Below are 19,680 nucleotides of genomic sequence, written 5' to 3'. Positions count from 1 at the left end.
ATGAACGGCATGAGCGACAACGTTTACGCGCACGAAGCGCCCGTCGCGACGGATCTGTTCGCGGCCGGCGACGGCAATCTTTTCCAGCGCGTCATGCAAATGCGCACGGCCGAGCGCGGCCAGCCATTGCAGGATGAAGCGGTATCCCGGCATTCACCGAGCGAGGAGCCTATGAGCCTTTTCGCGACCGTGCGACCGAACATCGTCCAGTCGATCCGGGCGTTTCGCGTACAGGATCTCGCCGACGAGGCCCAGCGGCTCGAGCAGCATTTTCTGTTTGCCTATTGCGGCCAGGCCGCATCGAAGCAGGAAGTGCTCGAGACCATCGCCACGTCGTTCCTGTTCCCGAAACACTTCGGCAAGAACTACGACGCGCTCTACGATTGCCTGACCGATCTCGTGCATAAGGCCGGCGCGCAGCCTGGCTTCGTCATCGTGCTCGAAGGGTTGCCGATCGCGCAGAAGTTCGACAAGGAAGGCCGCGAGACGTTGCTCGACGTGTTCCGCGAAGCCGCCGAGTTCTGGGCCGAGCGCAAGGTTGCGTTCCGCGTGTTCTACTCGTTCGCCTGATTGCGTTCCGACGAGCGCGCCTGCGGCGCCCTCGTCGCTGCGCTTTCCCAGGGGCCTGCGGACGCGGGCCTTTTCATTATCGTGCTCACCAGCCGCCCCACCGCGCCGCGAGGGCGGCCAGCACGGCGATCCCGGCAGTTTCCGTGCGCAGCACGCGGGGGCCCAGCGACAGCCCGATGAAGCCGTGCGCGGCCGCAGCCGCTTCCTCCTCGGGCGACAATCCCCCTTCGGGCCCAATCAGCAAAACGATCCCCGCGCTGGGCGGCGTGCCCGGCAGCGCATCGAACGAGAGGCTCGCACGCGGCGACAGCATCAGGCGCAGCGCGTTCGGGTTACCAGCCGCCGGCGAGGCGTCGAGCCACCTGGACAGATCGTGTGCCGGCTCCACTTCGGGGAGCCGATTGCGCCCGCACTGCTCGCAGGCCGCGCGCACGATACCTTGCCAATGGGCGTGGCGCCGGGCAGCGCGTTCGGCCGACAGCCGCACGACGCCGCGCGCGGTGACCAGCGGCGCGATCTGCGTCACCCCGAGTTCGACCGCCTTCTCGATAAGCCAATCCATCTTGTCGCCGCCCGCGATACCCTGGGCGAGCGTGACGCAATACGGCGGCTCGGCTTCGACGCCTTCATGCGCGCCGATCTCGACGAGCGCGTTGCGCCGTCCGACTTCGACGAGGCGTGCCGCGTGCTGTCCGCCCTGGCCGTTGAACAGCGTCAACGCGTCGCCGGCTTGCAGACGCAGCACCTGGACGTGCCGGGCCACTTCGTCGGGCAGCGTAAGAATGTCACCGGCGGCAAGAGTCGAATCGACAAAAAAGCGGGGCATAAAACGGCGTACGAGGTTGGGTCAGCGAAACGGCGCGTGCGCGGCTGCCTATGGACGGCATGCGCCGCTAGCGCAGCTGCTCGCGCAGGCCGCGCGGCAGGGCGAACAGGCCCGCATGGAGCGCGGCGTCATAGTACCGCAGGCCGCTCACGCCCCGGGTCGCGAGCCGCTCTTCGACGTCGCGCTTGAACAGCGAGGCGGCGTCGAGCGTATCGCTCGCGAGCGCCATGAGCCATAGCGAGCCGTACAACGGGACGAACGCCGCCATCACGTCGACGAGCGCGAAGCTTTCGCGTAGACCGCGGACAAGCGTTGCCGCTCGTTCGAGGTGGAACTGGGCGGAGCCCAAGTGCATGGAGAGCATGGCGCACGGCGCGAGCACGGTTTTCAAGCGCCGATAGAAGGCCGGCGTGTAAAGTTCGGCGGCGGGCGAATCGGGCGGCGTGAGATCGAATACGACGAGATCGAAGCGCTCCACCGTCGTTGCAATGAAGCGCGCGGCGTCGCCGACGACGATCCGTACGCGTGGATGGTCGAGCGCACCCTGATGGACATCGGCCAAATGCTCGCGCGCCATGCTGAGGACAGCCTCGTCGAGCTCGGCCACGACGATGCGCTCGATGCCCGGGTGCGCAAGCAGTTGCCGGGCCGCGCCGCCGTCGCCGCCGCCGAGCACGAGCGCCTGGCGCGGCTGCGGGTGAGCGAGCGCGGCCGGATGCACCATGCACTCGTGATAGACGAACTCGTCGCCCACCGAAGTCATCGGCCGCCCGTCGAGCGTAAACAGCAAGCCCAGCTGCGGCGTGTCCCAGACCTCGATGCGCTGATGCGGCGATTGCAGATGGGCGACACGGCGCGCCCCCGGAAAACCGTAGACGGCGCCAGGGGCGGGATGGAACATGAGCGGCGGCTCGGCGCGGGAGAACACGATGGACGGGAAGATCGGTCGGTCGCAATGAACCCATTATAGAGGCGCCGACGGGCCTGCCCGGCCGGTGCGCACCCGGGCAGGCGGGCGGATAGTGCGGGCGCCATCTGTTAGAATGGCACGCTTTGCAGCCCTGTCCGCTTGCTCTCCTGCCGCTTCGCGCCGCGGCGCATGCGCCCCCTCGCGCGGGCGGCCTTTCATCGGAGCAGCGGGCCACCGCGCGCACGCTTTCTCGACTCGTTCTCCGGACCCGACATGACGACCTCGTCTCCCGCTCCCACCGCTCTCATGGCGAACGCGATCCGCGCGCTCGCGATGGATGCCGTGCAACAAGCGAACTCAGGCCACCCGGGCATGCCGATGGGCATGGCCGAAATCGCCGTCGCCCTTTGGTCGCGCCATCTGAAGCACAATCCGGCCAACCCGCACTGGGCCGACCGCGACCGCTTCGTGCTCTCCAACGGTCACGGTTCGATGCTGCTCTACTCGCTGCTGCATCTGACGGGCTACGATCTGCCGCTCTCCGAACTCAAGAACTTCCGTCAGCTGCATTCGAAAACCCCGGGCCATCCCGAGTACGGGATCACGCCGGGCGTCGAAACGACGACGGGCCCGCTCGGCCAGGGTTTGGCGAACGCCGTCGGCATGGCGCTCGCCGAATCGTTGTTGGCAGCCGAATTCAATCAGGCTGATGCCTCGATCGTCGACCATCACACGTATGTGTTCCTCGGCGACGGCTGCCTGATGGAAGGCATTTCGCACGAAGCATGCTCGCTGGCCGGAACGCTCAAGCTGAACAAGCTGATCGCGCTCTACGACGACAACGGCATTTCGATCGACGGTCATGTCGAATACTGGTTCGGCGATGACACGCCCAAGCGCTTCGAGGCCTACGGCTGGAATGTGATTCGCGACGTCGACGGCCACGACGTGCAAGCGGTCGACGCCGCGATCGCCAGCGCGAAGCGCGCCGACAAACCCACGCTGATCTGCTGCAAGACTGTCATCGGCAAGGGTGCGCCGACGAAGGCCGGCGGTCACGACGCGCACGGCGCGCCGCTCGGCGCACAGGAAATCGCAGCGACGCGCGAGGCGATCGGCTGGAAGTGGGAACCGTTCGTGATCCCCCAGGAAGCGTACGCGGCATGGGATGCGAAGCCAGCGGGCGCGCAGCGCGAAGCGGCGTGGAACGAAACGTTCGCCCGGTATCGCGCGAAGTATCCGCAGCAAGCGGCCGAGTTCGAGCGCCGCGCCGCCGGCAAGCTGCCGGCCGATTGGGCGGCCAAGGCGCAGGCGATCATTGCCGGAGCCAACGAGCGCGCCGAGACGGTGGCGACGCGCAAGGCGTCGCAGCAGGCGATCGAAGGTCTGGCCGCCGCGCTGCCCGAGTTGCTGGGCGGCTCGGCCGACCTGACCGGCTCGAACCTCACGAACTGGAAGGCCAGCAAGCCCGTGCGCGCGGGTGAGCACGGTATCCAGTGGGGCAACCATATCAACTACGGCGTGCGCGAGTTCGGCATGAGCGCCGTCATCAACGGCATCGCGCTGCATGGCGGCTACAAGGCGTTCGGCGGCACGTTCCTGACGTTCTCCGATTACAGCCGCAATGCGCTGCGCGTGGCCGCGTTGATGAAGTCGCCATCGATCTTCGTTTTCACGCACGATTCGATCGGTCTCGGCGAAGACGGTCCGACGCACCAATCGGTCGAGCACGTCGCCAGCCTGCGTCTGATCCCGAACCTTCAGGTCTGGCGTCCGGCCGATACGGTCGAGACGGCGGTCGCCTGGACGCAGTCGGTCGAGCACCAGGGTCCCTCGTGTCTGATCTTCAGCCGCCAGAATCTGCCGTTCTCGCCGCGCAGCGACGCGCAAATTGCGAACATTGCGAAGGGCGGCTACGTACTGCGCGACTGGAACGACGAGATCGTCGCGCGCAAGGTCATCCTGATCGCCACGGGCTCCGAGGTCGAGCTCGCGTTGGCCGCGGTCGAGCCGCTTGCGCAGCAAGGCATCGCCGCGCGCGTGGTGTCGATGCCGTCGACGACGGTCTACGATCGCCAGGACGCCGGGTATCGCGAGGGCGTGTTGCCCAAGGGCGTGCGTCGCGTTGCGATCGAAGCGGGCGTGACCGATTTCTGGCGCAAGTACGTCGGCCTCGAGGGCGGCGTGATCGGTATCGATACATTCGGTGAGTCGGCTCCGGCCGGCGTGTTGTTCAAGCATTTCGGCTTCACCGTGGAGCACGTTGTCGCAGCGGCCAAGGCTGCGCTCGAATAAGAGCGGGCAACGGATAAACTTCACGGCAAGACGCAATACGGCTTGCCGGCGGCGGCGAGGCTGCGGGCGACTCTCGCTGTCGCGCCGCGCCGGCAGGCATGCAGTAGCGACAGGTTTTTTCAGCCCAAATATCAGGAGAACCAACATGACGGTACGCGTTGCAATCAACGGATATGGCCGGATCGGCCGCAACACGCTGCGTGCGTTCTACGAGAGCGGCAAGAAGCACGATCTGCAGATCGTTGCGATCAACGACCTCGGCGATGCGAAGACGAACGCCCACCTGACGAAGTACGACACGGCACACGGCCCGTTCCCGGGCGACGTGGCGGTCGAGGGCGAGAACCTCGTCGTCAATGGCGACAAGATCCGCGTGCTGGCCAACCGCAACCCGGCCGAACTGCCGTGGGGCGAGCTCGGCGTTGACGTCGTGATGGAATGCACGGGCTTCTTCACGTCGAAGGAAAAGGCGAGCGCGCATTTGGCCGGCGGCGCGAAGAAGGTGCTGATCTCGGCGCCGGGCGGCAAGGATGTCGATGCGACGATCGTCTACGGCGTGAACCACAACACGCTGAAGGCCGCGCACACGGTCGTCTCGAATGCGTCCTGCACGACGAACTGCCTCGCGCCGCTCGTCAAGCCGCTCAACGATAAAATCGGCCTCGAAACGGGCCTGATGACGACGATCCACGCCTACACGAACGACCAGGTGCTGACGGACGTCTATCACGAAGACCTGCGCCGCGCGCGGTCGGCCACGCATAGCCAGATCCCGACGAAGACGGGCGCTGCCGCTGCGATCGGCCTCGTGCTGCCCGAGCTGGCCGGCAAGCTCGACGGCTACGCCATCCGCGTTCCGACGATCAACGTCTCGATCGTCGACCTCTCGTTCATCGCCAAGCGCGACACGACGGTCGAAGAGATCAACGCGATCATGAAGGACGCTGCCGAAGGCGAACTGAAGGGTATCCTCGGCTATAACACGGCGCCGCTCGTTTCGATCGACTTCAACCACAATCCGGCGAGTTCGACGTTCGACGCGACGCTGACGAAGGTTGCGGGCCGTCTCGTGAAGGTGTCGAGCTGGTACGACAACGAGTGGGGCTTCTCGAACCGTATGCTCGATACGGCGATCGCGCTCGCGACGGCGAAGTAAGCCGACGTCGCATCCGGCCGCCAGCGGCGGCCGGGCGTCACAAACTGAAAGAGCCGCCTCTCGTCAGAGGGCGGCTCTTGTCATTTGGCAAACGAAACGGCCGTGTCGCTCAGTGCTTGCGATGCGGGCAGGCTTCCTTGGTGCAGACGCCGTAAAGCGCGAGCGCGTGTTCCTGCAGCTTGAAGCCGCGTTCTTCGGCGATCTGCTGTTGGCGTTTCTCGATTTCAGGGTCGAAGAACTCTTCGACGCGGCCGCAGTCGATGCAAACGAGGTGATCGTGGTGTGAGCCTTCGTTCAGCTCGAATACGGCTTTACCCGATTCGAAATTGCTGCGCGACAGCAGACCCGCCTGCTCGAACTGCGTCAGGACGCGGTAGACGGTGGCGAGGCCGATGTCGAGTTCTTCGCTAAGCAAATTGCGATAAACGTCTTCGGCGGTCAGGTGCCGCACGGCGCTGCGCTGAAAAATTTCGAGAATCTTGAGGCGCGGTAGGGTCGCCTTGAGCCCGATGTTTTTGAGATCGGTCGGATTGGTCATGGCTAGGCATCCCTAGAGTACAATGCACGATTCGAATAGTAATGGGTTTTTGCTGTTCCGGTCATCTTCGATGAAACTCGCGCGGCCCGACGCTGTGCATAAAACGGGGCCCGCACGGTGGGTGAAATGAGTCCAAATTTTCTTATGAAGCGCGGGGGAAGCCACGTGCGCAACCTGTTGATCGCTGCCTCCACGGTTGCGCTCGTTGCGGGATGTTCGACCTACGACAGTCTCACGCAGCGCGTCGCCCAGAGCATTACGCCGTATCGCATCACCATCGTGCAGGGCAACTTCGTTTCGAAGGAAGCGGCTGCGAATATGCGCGTCGGCATGACGCGCGACGAAGTGAAGGCGGCGCTCGGCACGCCGCTGCTCACCGACATGTTCCATAACGAGCGCTGGGATTACGTCTTCTACTTCAAGCGCGGCTCGACGGCCATCGTGCAGCAGCGCGATTTCGTCGTCAACTTCGACGGCGATCACGTCGTGAGCTGGTCAGGCGGAGAGGATCTGCCATCCAACCTCGAGCTGCTCGCCGATATCGACGGCGATAAGCATGGCAAGAAGGCGAAGGCGGCCGCGGCGGCGTCGGGCGCTTCGGCATCAGTAGCGGCTGCGGCGCCTGTCGAGGCTGCCAGCGGTGCGGCGAGTGCGAGCGAGGCCGAGGCGGCCAATGCGCAAGCCGCGCAAGCAGCGAACCGGGCAACGAACCAGGTCCCCGCGACGCCGGCCAAGCGGCCGGTCCGTTCGGGTACGCCGTCGCCCTCGGGCGCGCTGCCGAGCGCGACGCCGCAGTTTCAGTTCCATCGCGAGCCGCAGCCTGCTTCGCCGGATCAAAGCAATCCGGTCGGCCCGACCGGTTCGCCTTCGGGCAGCATCGGGGCGGGCAAGCAGTCGGTGTCGTCCTCGTCGCAGGGCGCGTCCGGTACGGGCGGCTGAGCGTTCGATTTCCCGGGCCAGGATTGGGATGGTCCTCGAGGCGGGCCGTGCGCAAGGCGCGCCGCCCGCTTTTTTGTTTTCCAGGGCGCCTCGATGGGCGCTGCCGGCCTGCCGAAGGCGGCCGGGCCTTCAATCAAAGAGGTACGCATGTCGCCGATGAAGATCGCGATCGCCGGAGCATCGGGCCGAATGGGCCGGATGTTGATCGAAGCCGTTTTGAACGAGTCCGATGCGACGCTCGCCGGCGCGCTCGATCGGCCGGGCGCGCCGCAACTGGGCGAGGATGCGGGCGCGTTCCTCGGTCAGCGCACCGGCGTGGCGCTGACCGACGATATCGAGCAGGTGTTCGCTCAAGCCGATTGCCTGATCGATTTCACGCGCCCCGAAGGCACGATGACGTACATCGATGCAGCCTTGCGGCACGGCAAGAAGCTCGTCATCGGCACGACGGGCATGAGCGAAACCCAGCGCGAAGCCGTGCGTGCGGCCGGCGAGAAGATCGGCATCGTATTTGCCGCGAACATGAGCGTCGGCGTCAACGTCACGCTGAAGTTGCTCGAATTCGCCGCGCGTCATTTCGCTACCGGTTACGACATCGAGATCATCGAAGCGCATCACCGCCACAAGGTCGACGCGCCCTCGGGCACGGCGCTCGCGATGGGCGAGGCGATCGCCGGCGCGCTCGGCCGCGACCTGAAACAGTGCGCGGTCTACGGGCGCAACGGCGTCACCGGCGAACGCGATCCGTCGACGATCGGCTTCTCGGCCATTCGCGGCGGCGACATTGTCGGCGATCACACGGTGCTGTTCGCCGGCACCGGCGAGCGCATCGAAATCACGCACAAATCGGCAAGCCGCGTCTCGTATGCGCAAGGGGCGCTGCGCGCCGCGCGCTTTCTCGCCGAACGTGACGCCGGGCTGTACGACATGCAGGACGTCCTCGGCTTGCGCTGATCCGCGGCCGACAGGGGCGCCAGGCTCTCGCGGGCGCTTTCTTTCAAGTTGTTGCTCTCGGTTTCCAGTTCTCGCATGCAAAACACGGGCGTCGTTCACTATTTGCAAGCGGGTGACGCGCTCACGCACGGCGTCGCCTATTTGCTGCTGGCCATGTCGATCGCGAGCTGGTGCTTTCTGATCGTCAAAGGCTGGATGCTCACACGCGCCAAGCGTCAAGGCCCGCGCGCGATCGCGTTGTTTTGGCAATCGGCTACGCTCTCCGAGGGCGTGCTGGCCCTGCGCGGGGCCGACCGCGAGCGCGTTTTCGCGCCGTTGGCCGAGGCGGCCCTGGCTGCCGCCGAAGTGCAGGCTCCATCCGCCATGCTCGCGCGCGTCGAGCGCGGCGAGCGCGTGCTGCGGGCGCTGCGCGAAGCGTTGCTCGCGTCGCAGCGTCGGCTCGAGTTTGGGCAGGTGTTGTTGGCGTCGGTCGGCAGCACCGCGCCGTTCGTCGGTCTGCTCGGCACCGTCTGGGGCATTTATCACGCCCTTGGCAGCATTGCCGCAAGCGGGCAGGCGATGATCGAGAATGTCGCCGGCCCCGTCGGCGAAGCGCTCATCATGACGGCCTTCGGTCTCGTCGTCGCTATTCCGGCTGTGCTGGCGTACAACGTGCTCGGCCGGATGCAACGCCAACTGTCCGAAGAATTGGACGGGTTTGCGCACGATTTGCACGCCTATGTATGCGCGCCGGATTTGCACCAGGAAACGCACGAGCAAACGGCGGGTTCCGGCATTGCGCGTCCGCACCAGGCGGGCGACGCGTTCGGGGCCGAGCGCACCCAGGGCGGCAACGCGGCGCGCAAAGCCCGCGTGTGAGGCACGAGCGTAACGGCTGAACGATAGGGGGCGATGATGGCATTCGGTGGGTTCGACAAGGATCGCTCGGTCGCGCCGATGGCCGACATCAACATGACGCCGTTGATCGACGTCATGCTCGTGCTGCTCGTGATTTTCATCATCACTGCCCCGTTGCTGACGCACGCGATCCGGCTCGATCTGCCGAAGGTCGCCGCGGCGCCGGCGCCCGAAACGCCCAAGACCATCACGCTTTCGATCGACGATGCCGGTCATCTTTATTGGGACGGCCACCCGCTGACGCTCGATGCACTGCGCGAGAGCCTCGTTCGCGCCGGCAAGGCCGCAGAGCCCCCTGAGCTGCATTTGCGCGCGTCGAAGGCCACGCGTTACGACGTCATCGCGCAGGTGATGGGCGCGGCCCAGCAAGCGGGCATGACGCGGATCGGCTTCGTGACGGAGCCGCCCGCCGCCGCTGCCACTGCCACGCTCGCTTCGCCAGCGGCGCCCACCGCGCAGACCAAGGCAGCCAAGCCTTAGGGGAAAAACCGGCGAAACGCAGAGAGCCTCGGCACCGACGCCGGCCGTGACGCGGCGGGCGCGCCGTGGATGCCTCCGCGGGCGGTATAATCGACCTTTTCCCCATTTGCGGGGAAACGCATCCCGACGTATCGCCGCGCCCCGTTTCGCAAGGCGCCACGACAGCCAAGCCCGAACCACCGCCATGCAAGAAAAATACTTACCCGCCGACATCGAAGCCGCCGCCCAGGCAGAGTGGCGCGCATCCAATGTTTACCGCTCGGAGGAAGTCGCCGGGAAGCCGAAGTTCTATTGCGTCTCGATGCTGCCGTATCCGTCGGGCAAGCTGCACATGGGGCACGTGCGCAATTACACGATCAACGACGTCATGTACCGTTATCTGCGGATGAACGGCTATAACACGTTGATGCCGATGGGGTGGGACGCGTTCGGCATGCCTGCCGAAAATGCGGCGATGGCCAACGGCGTGCCGCCGGCGAAGTGGACCTACGACAACATCGCTTACATGAAGAAGCAGATGCAGTCGATGGGGCTCGCGATCGATTGGTCGCGCGAGGTCGCCACCTGCGATCCGAACTACTACAAGTGGAATCAGTGGCTGTTCTTGAAGATGCTCGAAAAGGGCATCGTCTACAAGAAGACGGGCACGGTCAATTGGGACCCTGTCGATCAGACGGTCCTCGCGAACGAGCAGGTCATCGACGGGCGCGGCTGGCGTTCGGGCGCGCTCGTCGAGAAGCGCGAAATCCCGATGTACTACATGCGCATCACGCAGTACGCCGACGAGCTCCTGAACGATCTCGACGCGCTGGGCTGGCCCGAGCGCGTGAAGGTGATGCAGCAAAACTGGATCGGCAAGAGCTTCGGCGTGAACTTCGGCTTTCCGTACGAGCTCGACGGCGAAAGCAAGCTGCTGCGCGTGTTCACGACACGTGCCGATACGATCATGGGGGTGACCTTCTGCGCGATCGCGGCCGAGCATCCGCTTGCCGCGCGCCTCGCGCAGGGCAAGCCGGAGCTGCAAGCGTTCATCGACGAATGCCGGCACGGCGGCGTGGCCGAGGCCGAGATCGCGACGATGGAAAAGAAGGGCATGCCGACAGGCTTTTTCGTCACGCATCCGCTCACGCAGGCGCCGGTCGAAGTCTGGATCGGCAACTACGTACTCATGAGCTACGGCGAAGGCGCCGTCATGGGCGTGCCCGCGCACGACGAGCGCGATTTCGCGTTTGCGAAGAAATACGGTTTGCCGATCAAGCAGGTGATCGCGAAGGCGGGCTGCGAGTATTCGCTCGACGCCTGGCAGGCCTGGTACGGCGACAAGGAAGGCGTTGTCTGCATCGACAGCGGCCGCTACGACGGCATGAACCATGAGCAGGCGGTCGACGCGGTGGCGGCCGATCTGAAGGCGCTCAACTTCGGCGACAAGCAGGTCACGTGGCGTCTGCGCGACTGGGGTATTTCGCGTCAGCGCTATTGGGGCACGCCGATTCCGATCATTCACTGCGCAACGTGCGGCGATGTGCCGGTTCCCGAGCAGGATCTGCCGGTCGTTTTGCCCGAGGATCTCGTGCCGGACGGCACCGGCAACCCGCTCGCGAAGTCGGCGGCATTCGTCGATTGCGCGTGCCCGAAGTGCGGCGCGCCCGCCAGGCGCGAAACCGATACGATGGACACGTTCGTCGATTCGTCCTGGTACTTTTCGCGCTACACGTGCCCCGATGCCGAGACGATGGTCGATGCGCGCACCGACTACTGGATGCCGATGGACCAATACATCGGCGGTATCGAGCACGCGATTCTGCACCTGCTCTATTCGCGCTTCTGGACGAAGGTGATGCGCGACATGGGCCTCGTCAAGTTCGGCGAGCCGGCGAAAAACCTGCTGACGCAGGGCATGGTGCTCAACGAAACGTTCTATCGCGAAGATGCTTCGGGCAAGAAGACCTGGTACAACCCCACCGACGTGACGGTCGAGCATGACGACAAGGGCCGCCCCGTCGGCGCCACGTTGCTTACCGACGGTCAGCCGGTCGTGCTGGGCGGCGTCGAGAAGATGTCGAAGTCGAAGAACAACGGCGTCGATCCGCAATTGTTGATCGATCAATACGGGGCCGATACGGCCCGCCTGTTCACGATGTTCGCTGCGCCGCCCGAGCAGCAACTCGAGTGGTCCGGTTCGGGCGTCGAAGGCGCGAGCCGCTTCCTGCGTCGCGTGTGGGCTTTCGGCCACGCCAACCAAGCCGAGCTGATTGCGCGCGACAGGTTCGATCCGGCGCAGCTCTCCGAAGTCGACAAGACACTGCGCCGCGAGATTTACGGCGTGCTGAAGCAGGCCGATTTCGACTACCAGCGTCTGCAGTACAACACGGTCGTGTCGGCCGCGATGAAGATGCTCAATGCGCTCGAAAACGCCAAGCTTGCGCGCCCGAGCGTGCTGCGCGAATGCTACGGCGTCTTGCTGCGCGCGCTGTATCCGGTCGTGCCGCACATTACGCACGCGCTTTGGCAGACGCTCGGCTTCGTCGACGAATTCGGGACGTTGCTCGATGCGCCGTGGCCGAAGGTCGATGAAAAGGCGCTCGAGCAAGCCGAGATCGAGCTCGTGCTGCAGGTCAACGGCAAGGTTCGCGGCGCGCTGACGATCGCGAAGGACGCCCCGCGCGAGGCGATCGAAGCGGCCGCGCTCGCGCACGAAATGTTCGAGCGCTTCGGCGAAGGCAAGAGCCCGAAGAAGATCATCATCGTGCCTGGTCGGCTCGTGAACGTCGTCGTGTAAAGCGCAGTACGCCGCGGCGGTCCGTGTGCAAGTGGCACGGCCACCGCGTGTCAACAGACTCTAAGGAGCCAATGTGATTCGCCGATCGTTTCTCGCGCTGACGTGCGGCACGATGATGCTCGCCGCCTGCGGTTTCCAACTGCGCGGGCAGCAAAACTATGCGTTCAAGCGGCTCGTGATCGTCGGCGCGCCGCCGGTCGTGACCGCCCGCTTGACGCGGATGATCGAAGGCGGCAGCGATACGGTCGTGGTCAAGTCGCCGGCCGACGCCGATGCCGTTCTGTCCCTCAGCGAATCGCGCGGGCAGAACGTGTTGACGCAGAACTCGCTCGGCGTGGCGGCCGAGTATCAACTCAATTACTCGCTCGGCTACTCGCTTACGGCCGTGGACGGTTCCGTCCTGATCCCGTCGAGCATCATCGCGCTCAATCGCGCGATGACCTACAGCGTCCAGTACTCGCAGGCAAAGGCGCAAGAGGCCGATTTGCTCTACCTCGACATGCAGAACGATGCGGTCGATCAACTGACGCGTCGTCTCGCAACGGTGCATACGCTGCGTCCGGTGCCGGGACAACAGACCCCGGGCGTTGCGCCGCGCGCGCCGTTGCCGCCGCCGCCGCTGTGATCGCGCCGGCCGATCGCAATCACCCGCTTAGTCCGATCCGCTCATGCAACTGCGACTCGACGCGCTCGACACGCATCTGACGAAGGGCCTTGCCGGCCTCTACGTCGTCTTCGGCGACGAGCATCTGCTCGCGCAGGAGGCGTGCGATCGCATTCGCGCGGCGGCGCGGGCGGCCGGATTCACCGAACGCAACGTGTTTACCGTCGAGCGCAGTTTCGATTGGAGTTCGCTGCTTGGTGCGACGCAGTCGATGTCGCTGTTCGGCGAGCGCCAATTGATCGAGTTGCGGATTCCGACGGGCAAGCCGGGCAAGGAAGGCGCCGATGCGCTGAAGACGCTCGCGGCTGCCGGCAATCCCGACGTGCTGATGCTGGTGACGCTGCCGCGGCTCGATGCCGCGACGCAGAAGTCGGCGTGGTTTACGGCGTTGACGGAGGGCGGCGTGTCGTTGCGGATCGATCCCGTCGAGCGCGCGCAGTTGCCCAATTGGGTCGCGCAGCGTCTGGCGCAGCAAGGCCAACGCGTACCGCCAGGCGAAGACGGGCGGCGAGCGTTGCAATTCATTGCCGAGCGCGTCGAAGGCAATCTGCTGGCCGCTCACCAGGAGATTCAGAAACTCGGGTTGCTGTACCCGCAGGGCGTTTTGACGTTCGAACAGGTGCATGACGCGGTGCTCAATGTCGCCCGTTACGACGTCTTCAAGCTCAACGAGGCGATGTTGGCCGGCGATGTGGGCCGGCTCTCGCGCATGCTCGACGGCCTGAAAGGCGAGGGCGAGGCGGCCGTGCTCGTGCTCTGGGCGCTGACCGAGGAATTGCGAACGTTGTTGAAGATCAAGCGCGGTACGGCGGCCGGCAAGCCGCTCGCGATGCTGCTGCGCGAGAATCGCGTGTGGGGGCCGCGCGAGCGCCTTGTCGGGCCGGCGCTCTCACGCGTGACGGAGCCGCTGCTCGAGGAAGGTCTCGCGCTGGCCGCCGCGCTCGATCGGCAAGTGAAGGGGCTGACGGGCTCGGCCCCGGGCAGCCGCCGGCGCGCGGCGCTGCCGCCGGACCCATGGGACGGTTTGTTCGAGCTTGCCGCGCTGGTCGCTGCGCCGGACAAGCATGGCGCCGCACGCCCGCTGCGCGCCTGAGGCTACAATCGACACGACGGCCCTTGCGCCGCTGACACGATAGACGGAAGGCGCGCCGGCCGCGCCGCGAACGAGAATCATGATGGAAATCGACGAGTACATGACCGGCATCGGCCGCCGCGCGCGGGCCGCTTCGCGCGCAATGGCGCGTGCTGCAACGAGCGCCAAGAACGACGCACTGGAGGCTATCGCCTGCGCGATCGAGCGCGAGCAGGCCGCCCTCAAGGAAGCGAACGCGCGCGATGTCGCGAACGCGCGCGAAAAGGGCATGGACGCGGCGTTCGTCGATCGTCTGACGTTGTCGGACAAGGCCGTGGCGACGATGATCGAAGGCCTGCGGCAGGTCATTGCGCTGCCCGATCCCATCGGTGAAATCGACAACCTCAAATATCGGCCGAGCGGTATCCAGGTGGGCCGGATGCGTGTGCCGCTGGGTGTGATCGGCATCATTTACGAATCGCGGCCGAATGTGACGATCGATGCCGCGGCGCTGTGTTTGAAGTCGGGCAACGCGGCTATTTTGCGTGGCGGCTCGGAAGCGCTCGCGTCGAATACGGCGCTGGCCAGGCTGATCGCCGAAGGTTTGGCCGCCGCGGGCTTGCCGCGCGATGCCGTGCAGGTGGTCGAGACCGCCGATCGCGCGGCCGTCGGCAAGCTGATTACGATGACGGAGTACGTCGACGTCATCGTGCCGCGCGGCGGCAAGAGCCTGATTGCACGGCTCATCGAGGAAGCGCGGGTGCCGATGATCAAGCACCTCGACGGCATCTGCCACGTCTATGTCGATGACCGCGCCGATCTATGCAAGGCGCTCGCCGTCTGCGACAACGCGAAGACGCATCGTTACGGTACCTGCAACACGATGGAGACGTTGCTCGTCGCTCGCGGCATCGCCCGCGCCGCTTTGCCTGCGCTGGCGCGCGTCTACCGCGACAAGGACGTCGAACTGCGCGTGGACGCCGCCACGCGCGCTGTGCTGGAAGCTGCGCCCTGGCCCGCCGATGCGCCGCCGCTCGCGCTCGTCGATGCGACCGAAGAAGATTGGCGTACCGAGTATCTGGCGCCCGTGCTGGCGATCAAGGTCGTCGATGGAATCGACGCGGCGATCGAGCACATCAACGCGTACGGCTCGGCGCATACCGATGCGATCGTCACCGAGGACCACGACCGTGCAATGCGTTTCTTGCGCGAAGTCGATTCGGCCAGCGTCATGGTGAATGCCTCTACGCGCTTCGCCGATGGCTTCGAATTCGGTTTGGGCGCCGAGATCGGCATCTCGAACGACAAGCTGCATGCGCGTGGCCCGGTCGGACTCGAAGGGTTGACCTCGCTCAAGTACGTCGTGCTGGGGCACGGCGAAGTACGCCAGTAGCGGGAAATCGATCGACGCGACCGATCGACGCTGTGGCGGTGAAACCCACCCACGACAACGCTGGACGACACACACGATAACGATGCTCTGGCTCAAGACGTTTCACATCGTATTTGTGGCCTCCTGGTTTGCAGGCCTGTTCTATCTGCCGCGAATTTTCGTCAACCTCGCCATGGAGACCGAGCCGGCTGCCTGTGCGCGGCTGCTGACGATGGCGCGCAAGCTCTATCGCTTCATGACGATGATCGCCGTCATTGCGCTTGCCTGCGGGCTGGGGCTATGGCTTGGCTACGGCATCGGCAGCGGGCAGGGGTGGCTTCACGCGAAGCTTGGCGTGGTCGTGCTGCTGATCGCTTATCACCACTACTGCGGCCGCTTGCTGACCGCGTTCGAGCGCGGCGAGAATCGTCGCTCGCACCGCTGGTATCGGTACTTCAACGAACTGCCTGTGCTCGGCCTGATCGCGGCCGTCGCGCTCGTCGTCGTCAAGCCGTTTTAGCTGTCCTCTTCTTCTTGTGCTTGCGCCGCGTCGATGCGGCGGCGCGTGATCGCTTTCTTGGCACGGCCCAGTTTGTCGACGAGATCCGGTCCGCGTTTGAGCGCGACCCCGACGGCCAGGATATCGCCGATCGCCAGATGCGAAACGCGCGAAGTCATCGGCGAAAAAATATCGGTTTCCTCGGCGACGTTCGCAAACAGGCTCACCGTCGCGACCTGAGCGAGCGGGGAACTGCTATGCGTGATCGCGATGACTTTCGCCCCGCAGGCCGTGGCGGCGCGTGCAGCTTCGACGATGTCGCGCGTGCGCCCCGTATTCGAAATCGCGACGACGACGTCGCCTTCCCCGAGTAAAGCCGCCGACATCGTATAGGTGTGGGGATCGGCATAGGCGACGCTCGGTATGCCGAGCCGGAAGAACTTGTGCTGGATGTCCTGAGCGGCAATGCCCGAACCGCCGGCCCCGTAGAACTCGATGCGCGACGCCTGCGCGAGCAGATCGATCGCCTTGCCGACGCTGTGCGCCGACAAGCTGTTCCTGACCTCGATCAGTGCGCCGATCGTGCGGTCGAAGACTTTGGCGACGACGCCCGGCGCCGGTTCGTCGGGGCGTACGTCGCGATAGACGGACGGCAAGCCCGGGGCGATGCTCTGCGCAAGGCGGATTTTGAATTCGCGGAAGCCGCCGCAGCCCAGGGCCTGGCAAAAGCGGGCGATCGTCGGCTGACTGACGCCGACGCGTTGCGCAAGCTCCGTCATCGCCAAATCGAGCACCTCGCGCGGGGTCTCGAGCACGTAGTCCGCCAGTTTGCGCTCGGACGGACGCAGCTGGGCGCGCATGGCTTCGATTCTGGCAAGCATCTGAAAAATGCCTCGATGGGGTGTATCGTTTTCTATCGACGGCGATAGTATGGCCTGTGAAATGTAGAAAAGCTACAAGCATTTTCTACCGATGTGCCGGGCGCGGTTTCTTGTCGAGTTAAGCCGCTATTGACAATCGCGGCCAATCCGCATTGCGGCGATGTAGTTTTTCTACTAAACTTCTCGACCAAAATCGAGCTGCGCGGTCGTCAGGCCGCATCCGCGCCACCCGCTCGGCGTTTTGCCGCCGACTTTCAGGAAGGAGCGTTCCCCCATGGTTTCGCCGCATCCCACGCTGACCGCAGTCACCCGCCGTATCGTCGAGCGTAGCCGCTCCACCCGCTCCGCCTATCTCGCGCGTATCGATGCCGCGCAAGGGCGGTTCCCGGCACGCGGCGCGCTTTCGTGCGCGAACCTCGCTCACGGCTTTGCCGGTCTCGAAGGCAACGACAAGATCGCGATCAAAGCGATGCGCGAACCGAACATCGGCATCGTTTCCGCCTACAACGAGATGTTGTCCGCGCACGCGCCGTACAAGGATTACCCGGACATCATCAAGCGCGCCGCGCGCGAGAACGGCGGCATTGCCCAGTTCGCGGGCGGCGTGCCGGCAATGTGCGACGGCGTCACGCAAGGCAACGCGGGCATGGAGCTCTCGTTGTTTTCGCGCGAAGTCATCGCCATGGGCACGGCGGTGGCGCTCACGCACAACATGTTCGATGCGGCGCTGTGCCTCGGCATTTGCGACAAGATCGTGCCGGGTTTGCTGATCGGCGCGCTGCAGTTCGGGCACCTGCCTACGATCTTCGTGCCGGCCGGGCCGATGACGAGCGGGTTGTCGAACGACGAGAAAGCCAAGATCCGGCAGCAGTTCGCGACAGGCCAGGTGGGCCGCGACGCGCTGCTCGAAGCCGAATCGGCCGCCTACCACGGGCACGGGACCTGCACGTTCTACGGCACGGCGAACAGCAATCAGATGCTCATGGAAGTCATGGGCCTGCATTTGCCCGGCTCGGCGTTCGTTCACCCGCACACGCCGCTGCGCGATGCGCTGACGGCGGCGGCGGCCCGGCGCGTGCTCGATCTGACCGTCGAGCGCGGCCAGTACACGCCGATCGGTCATGTCGTCGATGAAAAGGCGATCGTAAACGGCATCGTGGCGTTGCTCGCGACGGGCGGTTCGACCAATCACACGCTTCACCTCGTCGCGATCGCGCGGGCCGCGGGCATCGTCATCGATTGGGACGACTTCGACCAGCTTTCGCAAGCGGTGCCGTTACTCGCGAAGATCTATCCGAACGGCAAGGCCGACGTGAACCACTACCACGCGGCCGGCGGCATGGCATTCCTGATCCGCAACCTGCTCGACGGCGGGCTGTTGCACGAGGACGTCACGACGGTCATGGGCAAGGGCCTGAGCCGCTATACGGAGGAACCCAAGCTCGTCGACGGGCAGCTCGCCTGGGTGCCCGGGCCCGAGCAAACGGCCGACGCGAAGGTGCTGCGGCCGATCGGCGAGCCGTTTCAGCCCGACGGCGGGCTGCGGCTCATGCAGGGCAAGTTGGGACGCGGCGTCATCAAGATCTCGGCTGTCGCGCCCGAGCACCGCACGGTACGTGCTCAAGCTCGCGTGTTCGATTCGCAGGAAGCCGTGCAGGAAGCCTTCGACAAGGGCGAGCTCAAACGCGACGTCGTCGCAGTCGTCAGGTTCCAGGGCGCGCGCGCGAACGGCATGCCCGAGCTGCACCGCTTGACGCCGTTGCTCGGCGTATTGCAGGACCAGGGCTTTCACGTCGCGCTCGTGACCGATGGGCGTATGTCGGGTGCCTCGGGCAAGGTGCCCGCGGTGATCCACGTCTCGCCGGAGGCATTGCTGGGCGGCCCGCTCGGCAAGGTGCGCGACGGCGATACGATCGTCATCGATGCCGAGCGCGGCATCCTCGATATCGAAATCGATGCGGCGCAATGGGACGCGCGCGCGGTTGAGCAACCGAAGCATCAGGCAGAAAACGAAGTCGGCTTCGGCCGCGAGTTGTTCGGCGTCTTTCGGGCGGCGGCAGCGCCGGCCGAGATGGGCGCCTCGGTGTTCGGCCCTCTGGTGGGAGCGGCGGCCGAGCCTGTCAATCCGATCCACGCAAGCAAGCAATAAGGAGCCCAGCATGAAAAAGGTTGAAGACATCGTCCGCCTCGGCCCCGTCATCCCGGTGCTGGCCTTCGACACGGTCGAACAAGGCGAACACGTGTCGCGCGCGCTGCATGCGGGCGGCGTCAAAGTGCTCGAGATCACGCTGCGCACGCCGGCCGGCATCGGCGCGATCGAGCGCGCGGCGCATCTTTCGCCCGACATCGTCGTCGGCGTCGGCACCATCACGAAACCCGAGCATTGCGCACAGGCGAAGAAGGCCGGCGCGCAATTCGGCGTGTCCCCGGGCCTGACGAAAGACATCCATCTGGCCGCGCAGGACGCCGGTCTGCCGTTGCTGCCCGGTGTCATGACGCCGAGCGACATCCTGCTGGCGCTTGAACTCGGCTATGAAACGGTCAAGTTCTTTCCGGCGCAGCAAGCCGGCGGCATTCCGATGCTGCAGGCGCTGTACGGCCCGTTCCCGACGCTCAGATTCTGCCCGACCGGCGGTATCACGACCGATACCGCGCCGAGCTTTCTGGCGCTGCCGAACGTCGTCTGCGTCGGCGGCTCCTGGCTGACGCCGAAAAGCGCACTGGCTGCCCAGAACTGGGATGAGGTTACGCGGCTCGCCCGCGCCGCCTCCGAACTCGCTGCCCACCAACACTGACCCGCCTCGCCGCGGTTCGCGCAAGCCACGCGTGAACCGTGGCTGCCCGCCGC

The 19,680-nt window shown here is 65.2% G+C and carries 18 protein-coding genes; 14 read left to right on the top strand and 4 right to left on the bottom strand.

Annotation, left to right across the window (positions count from 1 at the left end; translation table 11 throughout):
* Positions 1-570, top strand: a complete 570-nt coding sequence (locus C0Z19_RS09305) for a barstar family protein (RefSeq protein ID WP_102609523.1) — start codon at positions 1-3, stop codon at positions 568-570.
* Positions 571-655: 85 nt separating this feature from the next.
* On the opposite strand, the gene C0Z19_RS09300 is transcribed toward C0Z19_RS09305, so the two are convergent.
* Together C0Z19_RS09300 and speE are read right to left on the bottom strand one after the other, a co-directional pair.
* Positions 656-1,396, bottom strand: coding sequence for a 16S rRNA (uracil(1498)-N(3))-methyltransferase (locus tag C0Z19_RS09300; protein ID WP_102609522.1), 741 nt, complete (start codon positions 1,394-1,396; stop codon positions 656-658).
* Between the two features lie 67 nt (positions 1,397-1,463).
* The gene (gene speE, locus C0Z19_RS09295; RefSeq protein WP_102609521.1) at positions 1,464-2,297 is read right to left on the bottom strand and encodes a polyamine aminopropyltransferase; all 834 of its coding nucleotides are present in this window, start codon (positions 2,295-2,297) and stop codon (positions 1,464-1,466) included.
* 282 nt (positions 2,298-2,579) lie between these two features.
* Here speE and tkt point away from each other — a divergent pair, with 282 nt between their 5' ends.
* Positions 2,580-4,601 (top strand): transketolase, encoded by a 2,022-nt coding sequence (tkt, locus tag C0Z19_RS09290; protein ID WP_102609609.1) that lies wholly within the window; start codon positions 2,580-2,582, stop codon positions 4,599-4,601.
* Between the two features lie 145 nt (positions 4,602-4,746).
* Positions 4,747-5,757 (top strand): type I glyceraldehyde-3-phosphate dehydrogenase, encoded by a 1,011-nt coding sequence (gene gap / locus C0Z19_RS09285; RefSeq protein WP_102609520.1) that lies wholly within the window; start codon positions 4,747-4,749, stop codon positions 5,755-5,757.
* A 109-nt stretch (positions 5,758-5,866) separates the two neighbouring features.
* On the opposite strand, the gene fur is transcribed toward gap, so the two are convergent.
* The gene (gene fur, locus C0Z19_RS09280) at positions 5,867-6,295 is read right to left on the bottom strand and encodes a ferric iron uptake transcriptional regulator (RefSeq protein ID WP_102609519.1); all 429 of its coding nucleotides are present in this window, start codon (positions 6,293-6,295) and stop codon (positions 5,867-5,869) included.
* 126 nt (positions 6,296-6,421) lie between these two features.
* Here fur and C0Z19_RS09275 point away from each other — a divergent pair, with 126 nt between their 5' ends.
* The 9 genes from C0Z19_RS09275 to C0Z19_RS09235 all read left to right on the top strand — a co-directional run bounded on the left by C0Z19_RS09275 (position 6,422) and on the right by C0Z19_RS09235 (position 15,972).
* Complete coding sequence (locus C0Z19_RS09275; RefSeq protein ID WP_102609518.1) at positions 6,422-7,234, top strand: outer membrane protein assembly factor BamE; 813 nt, start codon at positions 6,422-6,424, stop codon at positions 7,232-7,234.
* Between the two features lie 156 nt (positions 7,235-7,390).
* Entirely contained in the window at positions 7,391-8,188 is a 798-nt protein-coding gene (gene dapB, locus C0Z19_RS09270; RefSeq protein WP_175083938.1) for a 4-hydroxy-tetrahydrodipicolinate reductase, read from the top strand.
* Between the two features lie 75 nt (positions 8,189-8,263).
* Positions 8,264-9,046: a MotA/TolQ/ExbB proton channel family protein gene (locus C0Z19_RS09265; protein ID WP_102609517.1), complete on the top strand. Its 783-nt coding sequence runs from the start codon at positions 8,264-8,266 to the stop codon at positions 9,044-9,046.
* Positions 9,047-9,082: 36 nt separating this feature from the next.
* Entirely contained in the window at positions 9,083-9,565 is a 483-nt protein-coding gene (locus tag C0Z19_RS09260) for an ExbD/TolR family protein (protein WP_102609516.1), read from the top strand.
* Positions 9,566-9,749: 184 nt separating this feature from the next.
* Positions 9,750-12,344 (top strand): leucine--tRNA ligase, encoded by a 2,595-nt coding sequence (gene leuS, locus C0Z19_RS09255; RefSeq protein ID WP_102609515.1) that lies wholly within the window; start codon positions 9,750-9,752, stop codon positions 12,342-12,344.
* A gap of 73 nt (positions 12,345-12,417) precedes the next feature.
* A complete protein-coding gene (locus C0Z19_RS09250) occupies positions 12,418-12,969 on the top strand; it encodes an LPS-assembly lipoprotein LptE (protein WP_102609514.1) in 552 nt (183 codons plus the stop codon).
* A 43-nt stretch (positions 12,970-13,012) separates the two neighbouring features.
* Positions 13,013-14,101 (top strand): DNA polymerase III subunit delta, encoded by a 1,089-nt coding sequence (holA, locus tag C0Z19_RS09245; protein WP_102609513.1) that lies wholly within the window; start codon positions 13,013-13,015, stop codon positions 14,099-14,101.
* 82 nt (positions 14,102-14,183) lie between these two features.
* Positions 14,184-15,473: a glutamate-5-semialdehyde dehydrogenase gene (locus C0Z19_RS09240; RefSeq protein WP_102609512.1), complete on the top strand. Its 1,290-nt coding sequence runs from the start codon at positions 14,184-14,186 to the stop codon at positions 15,471-15,473.
* A gap of 82 nt (positions 15,474-15,555) precedes the next feature.
* Entirely contained in the window at positions 15,556-15,972 is a 417-nt protein-coding gene (locus tag C0Z19_RS09235; protein WP_175083931.1) for a CopD family protein, read from the top strand.
* Here the strand turns inward: C0Z19_RS09235 and C0Z19_RS09230 are convergent.
* Positions 15,969-16,832 (bottom strand): MurR/RpiR family transcriptional regulator, encoded by an 864-nt coding sequence (locus tag C0Z19_RS09230; protein WP_102609510.1) that lies wholly within the window; start codon positions 16,830-16,832, stop codon positions 15,969-15,971. The two genes, C0Z19_RS09235 and C0Z19_RS09230, sit on opposite strands and share 4 nt — an antisense overlap.
* Positions 16,833-17,106: 274 nt before the next feature.
* Between C0Z19_RS09230 and edd the strand changes: the two genes are divergently transcribed.
* Positions 17,107-18,981: a phosphogluconate dehydratase gene (gene edd, locus C0Z19_RS09225; RefSeq protein WP_102609509.1), complete on the top strand. Its 1,875-nt coding sequence runs from the start codon at positions 17,107-17,109 to the stop codon at positions 18,979-18,981.
* Between the two features lie 10 nt (positions 18,982-18,991).
* Complete coding sequence (locus tag C0Z19_RS09220; protein WP_102609508.1) at positions 18,992-19,627, top strand: bifunctional 4-hydroxy-2-oxoglutarate aldolase/2-dehydro-3-deoxy-phosphogluconate aldolase; 636 nt, start codon at positions 18,992-18,994, stop codon at positions 19,625-19,627.
* Positions 19,628-19,680: the final 53 nt, after the last annotated feature.

The sequence above is a fragment of the Trinickia soli genome (genome assembly GCF_002879855.1).
Lineage (GTDB): Bacteria > Pseudomonadota > Gammaproteobacteria > Burkholderiales > Burkholderiaceae > Trinickia > Trinickia soli.
Note: the sequence above shows the minus strand (reverse complement) of the source record. Positions and strands in the feature narration are given on the sequence as shown.

Coding starts and splice junctions, on each gene's coding strand:
- C0Z19_RS09305 (WP_102609523.1), top strand. CDS start 1: ATGAACGGCATGAGCGACAACGTTTACGCGCACGAAGCGCCCGTCGCG.
- C0Z19_RS09300 (WP_102609522.1), bottom strand. CDS start 1,396: ATGCCCCGCTTTTTTGTCGATTCGACTCTTGCCGCCGGTGACATTCTT.
- speE (WP_102609521.1), bottom strand. CDS start 2,297: ATGTTCCATCCCGCCCCTGGCGCCGTCTACGGTTTTCCGGGGGCGCGC.
- tkt (WP_102609609.1), top strand. CDS start 2,580: ATGACGACCTCGTCTCCCGCTCCCACCGCTCTCATGGCGAACGCGATC.
- gap (WP_102609520.1), top strand. CDS start 4,747: ATGACGGTACGCGTTGCAATCAACGGATATGGCCGGATCGGCCGCAAC.
- fur (WP_102609519.1), bottom strand. CDS start 6,295: ATGACCAATCCGACCGATCTCAAAAACATCGGGCTCAAGGCGACCCTA.
- C0Z19_RS09275 (WP_102609518.1), top strand. CDS start 6,422: ATGAGTCCAAATTTTCTTATGAAGCGCGGGGGAAGCCACGTGCGCAAC.
- dapB (WP_175083938.1), top strand. CDS start 7,391: ATGAAGATCGCGATCGCCGGAGCATCGGGCCGAATGGGCCGGATGTTG.
- C0Z19_RS09265 (WP_102609517.1), top strand. CDS start 8,264: ATGCAAAACACGGGCGTCGTTCACTATTTGCAAGCGGGTGACGCGCTC.
- C0Z19_RS09260 (WP_102609516.1), top strand. CDS start 9,083: ATGGCATTCGGTGGGTTCGACAAGGATCGCTCGGTCGCGCCGATGGCC.
- leuS (WP_102609515.1), top strand. CDS start 9,750: ATGCAAGAAAAATACTTACCCGCCGACATCGAAGCCGCCGCCCAGGCA.
- holA (WP_102609513.1), top strand. CDS start 13,013: ATGCAACTGCGACTCGACGCGCTCGACACGCATCTGACGAAGGGCCTT.
- C0Z19_RS09240 (WP_102609512.1), top strand. CDS start 14,184: ATGGAAATCGACGAGTACATGACCGGCATCGGCCGCCGCGCGCGGGCC.
- C0Z19_RS09235 (WP_175083931.1), top strand. CDS start 15,556: ATGCTCTGGCTCAAGACGTTTCACATCGTATTTGTGGCCTCCTGGTTT.
- C0Z19_RS09230 (WP_102609510.1), bottom strand. CDS start 16,832: ATGCTTGCCAGAATCGAAGCCATGCGCGCCCAGCTGCGTCCGTCCGAG.
- edd (WP_102609509.1), top strand. CDS start 17,107: ATGGTTTCGCCGCATCCCACGCTGACCGCAGTCACCCGCCGTATCGTC.
- C0Z19_RS09220 (WP_102609508.1), top strand. CDS start 18,992: ATGAAAAAGGTTGAAGACATCGTCCGCCTCGGCCCCGTCATCCCGGTG.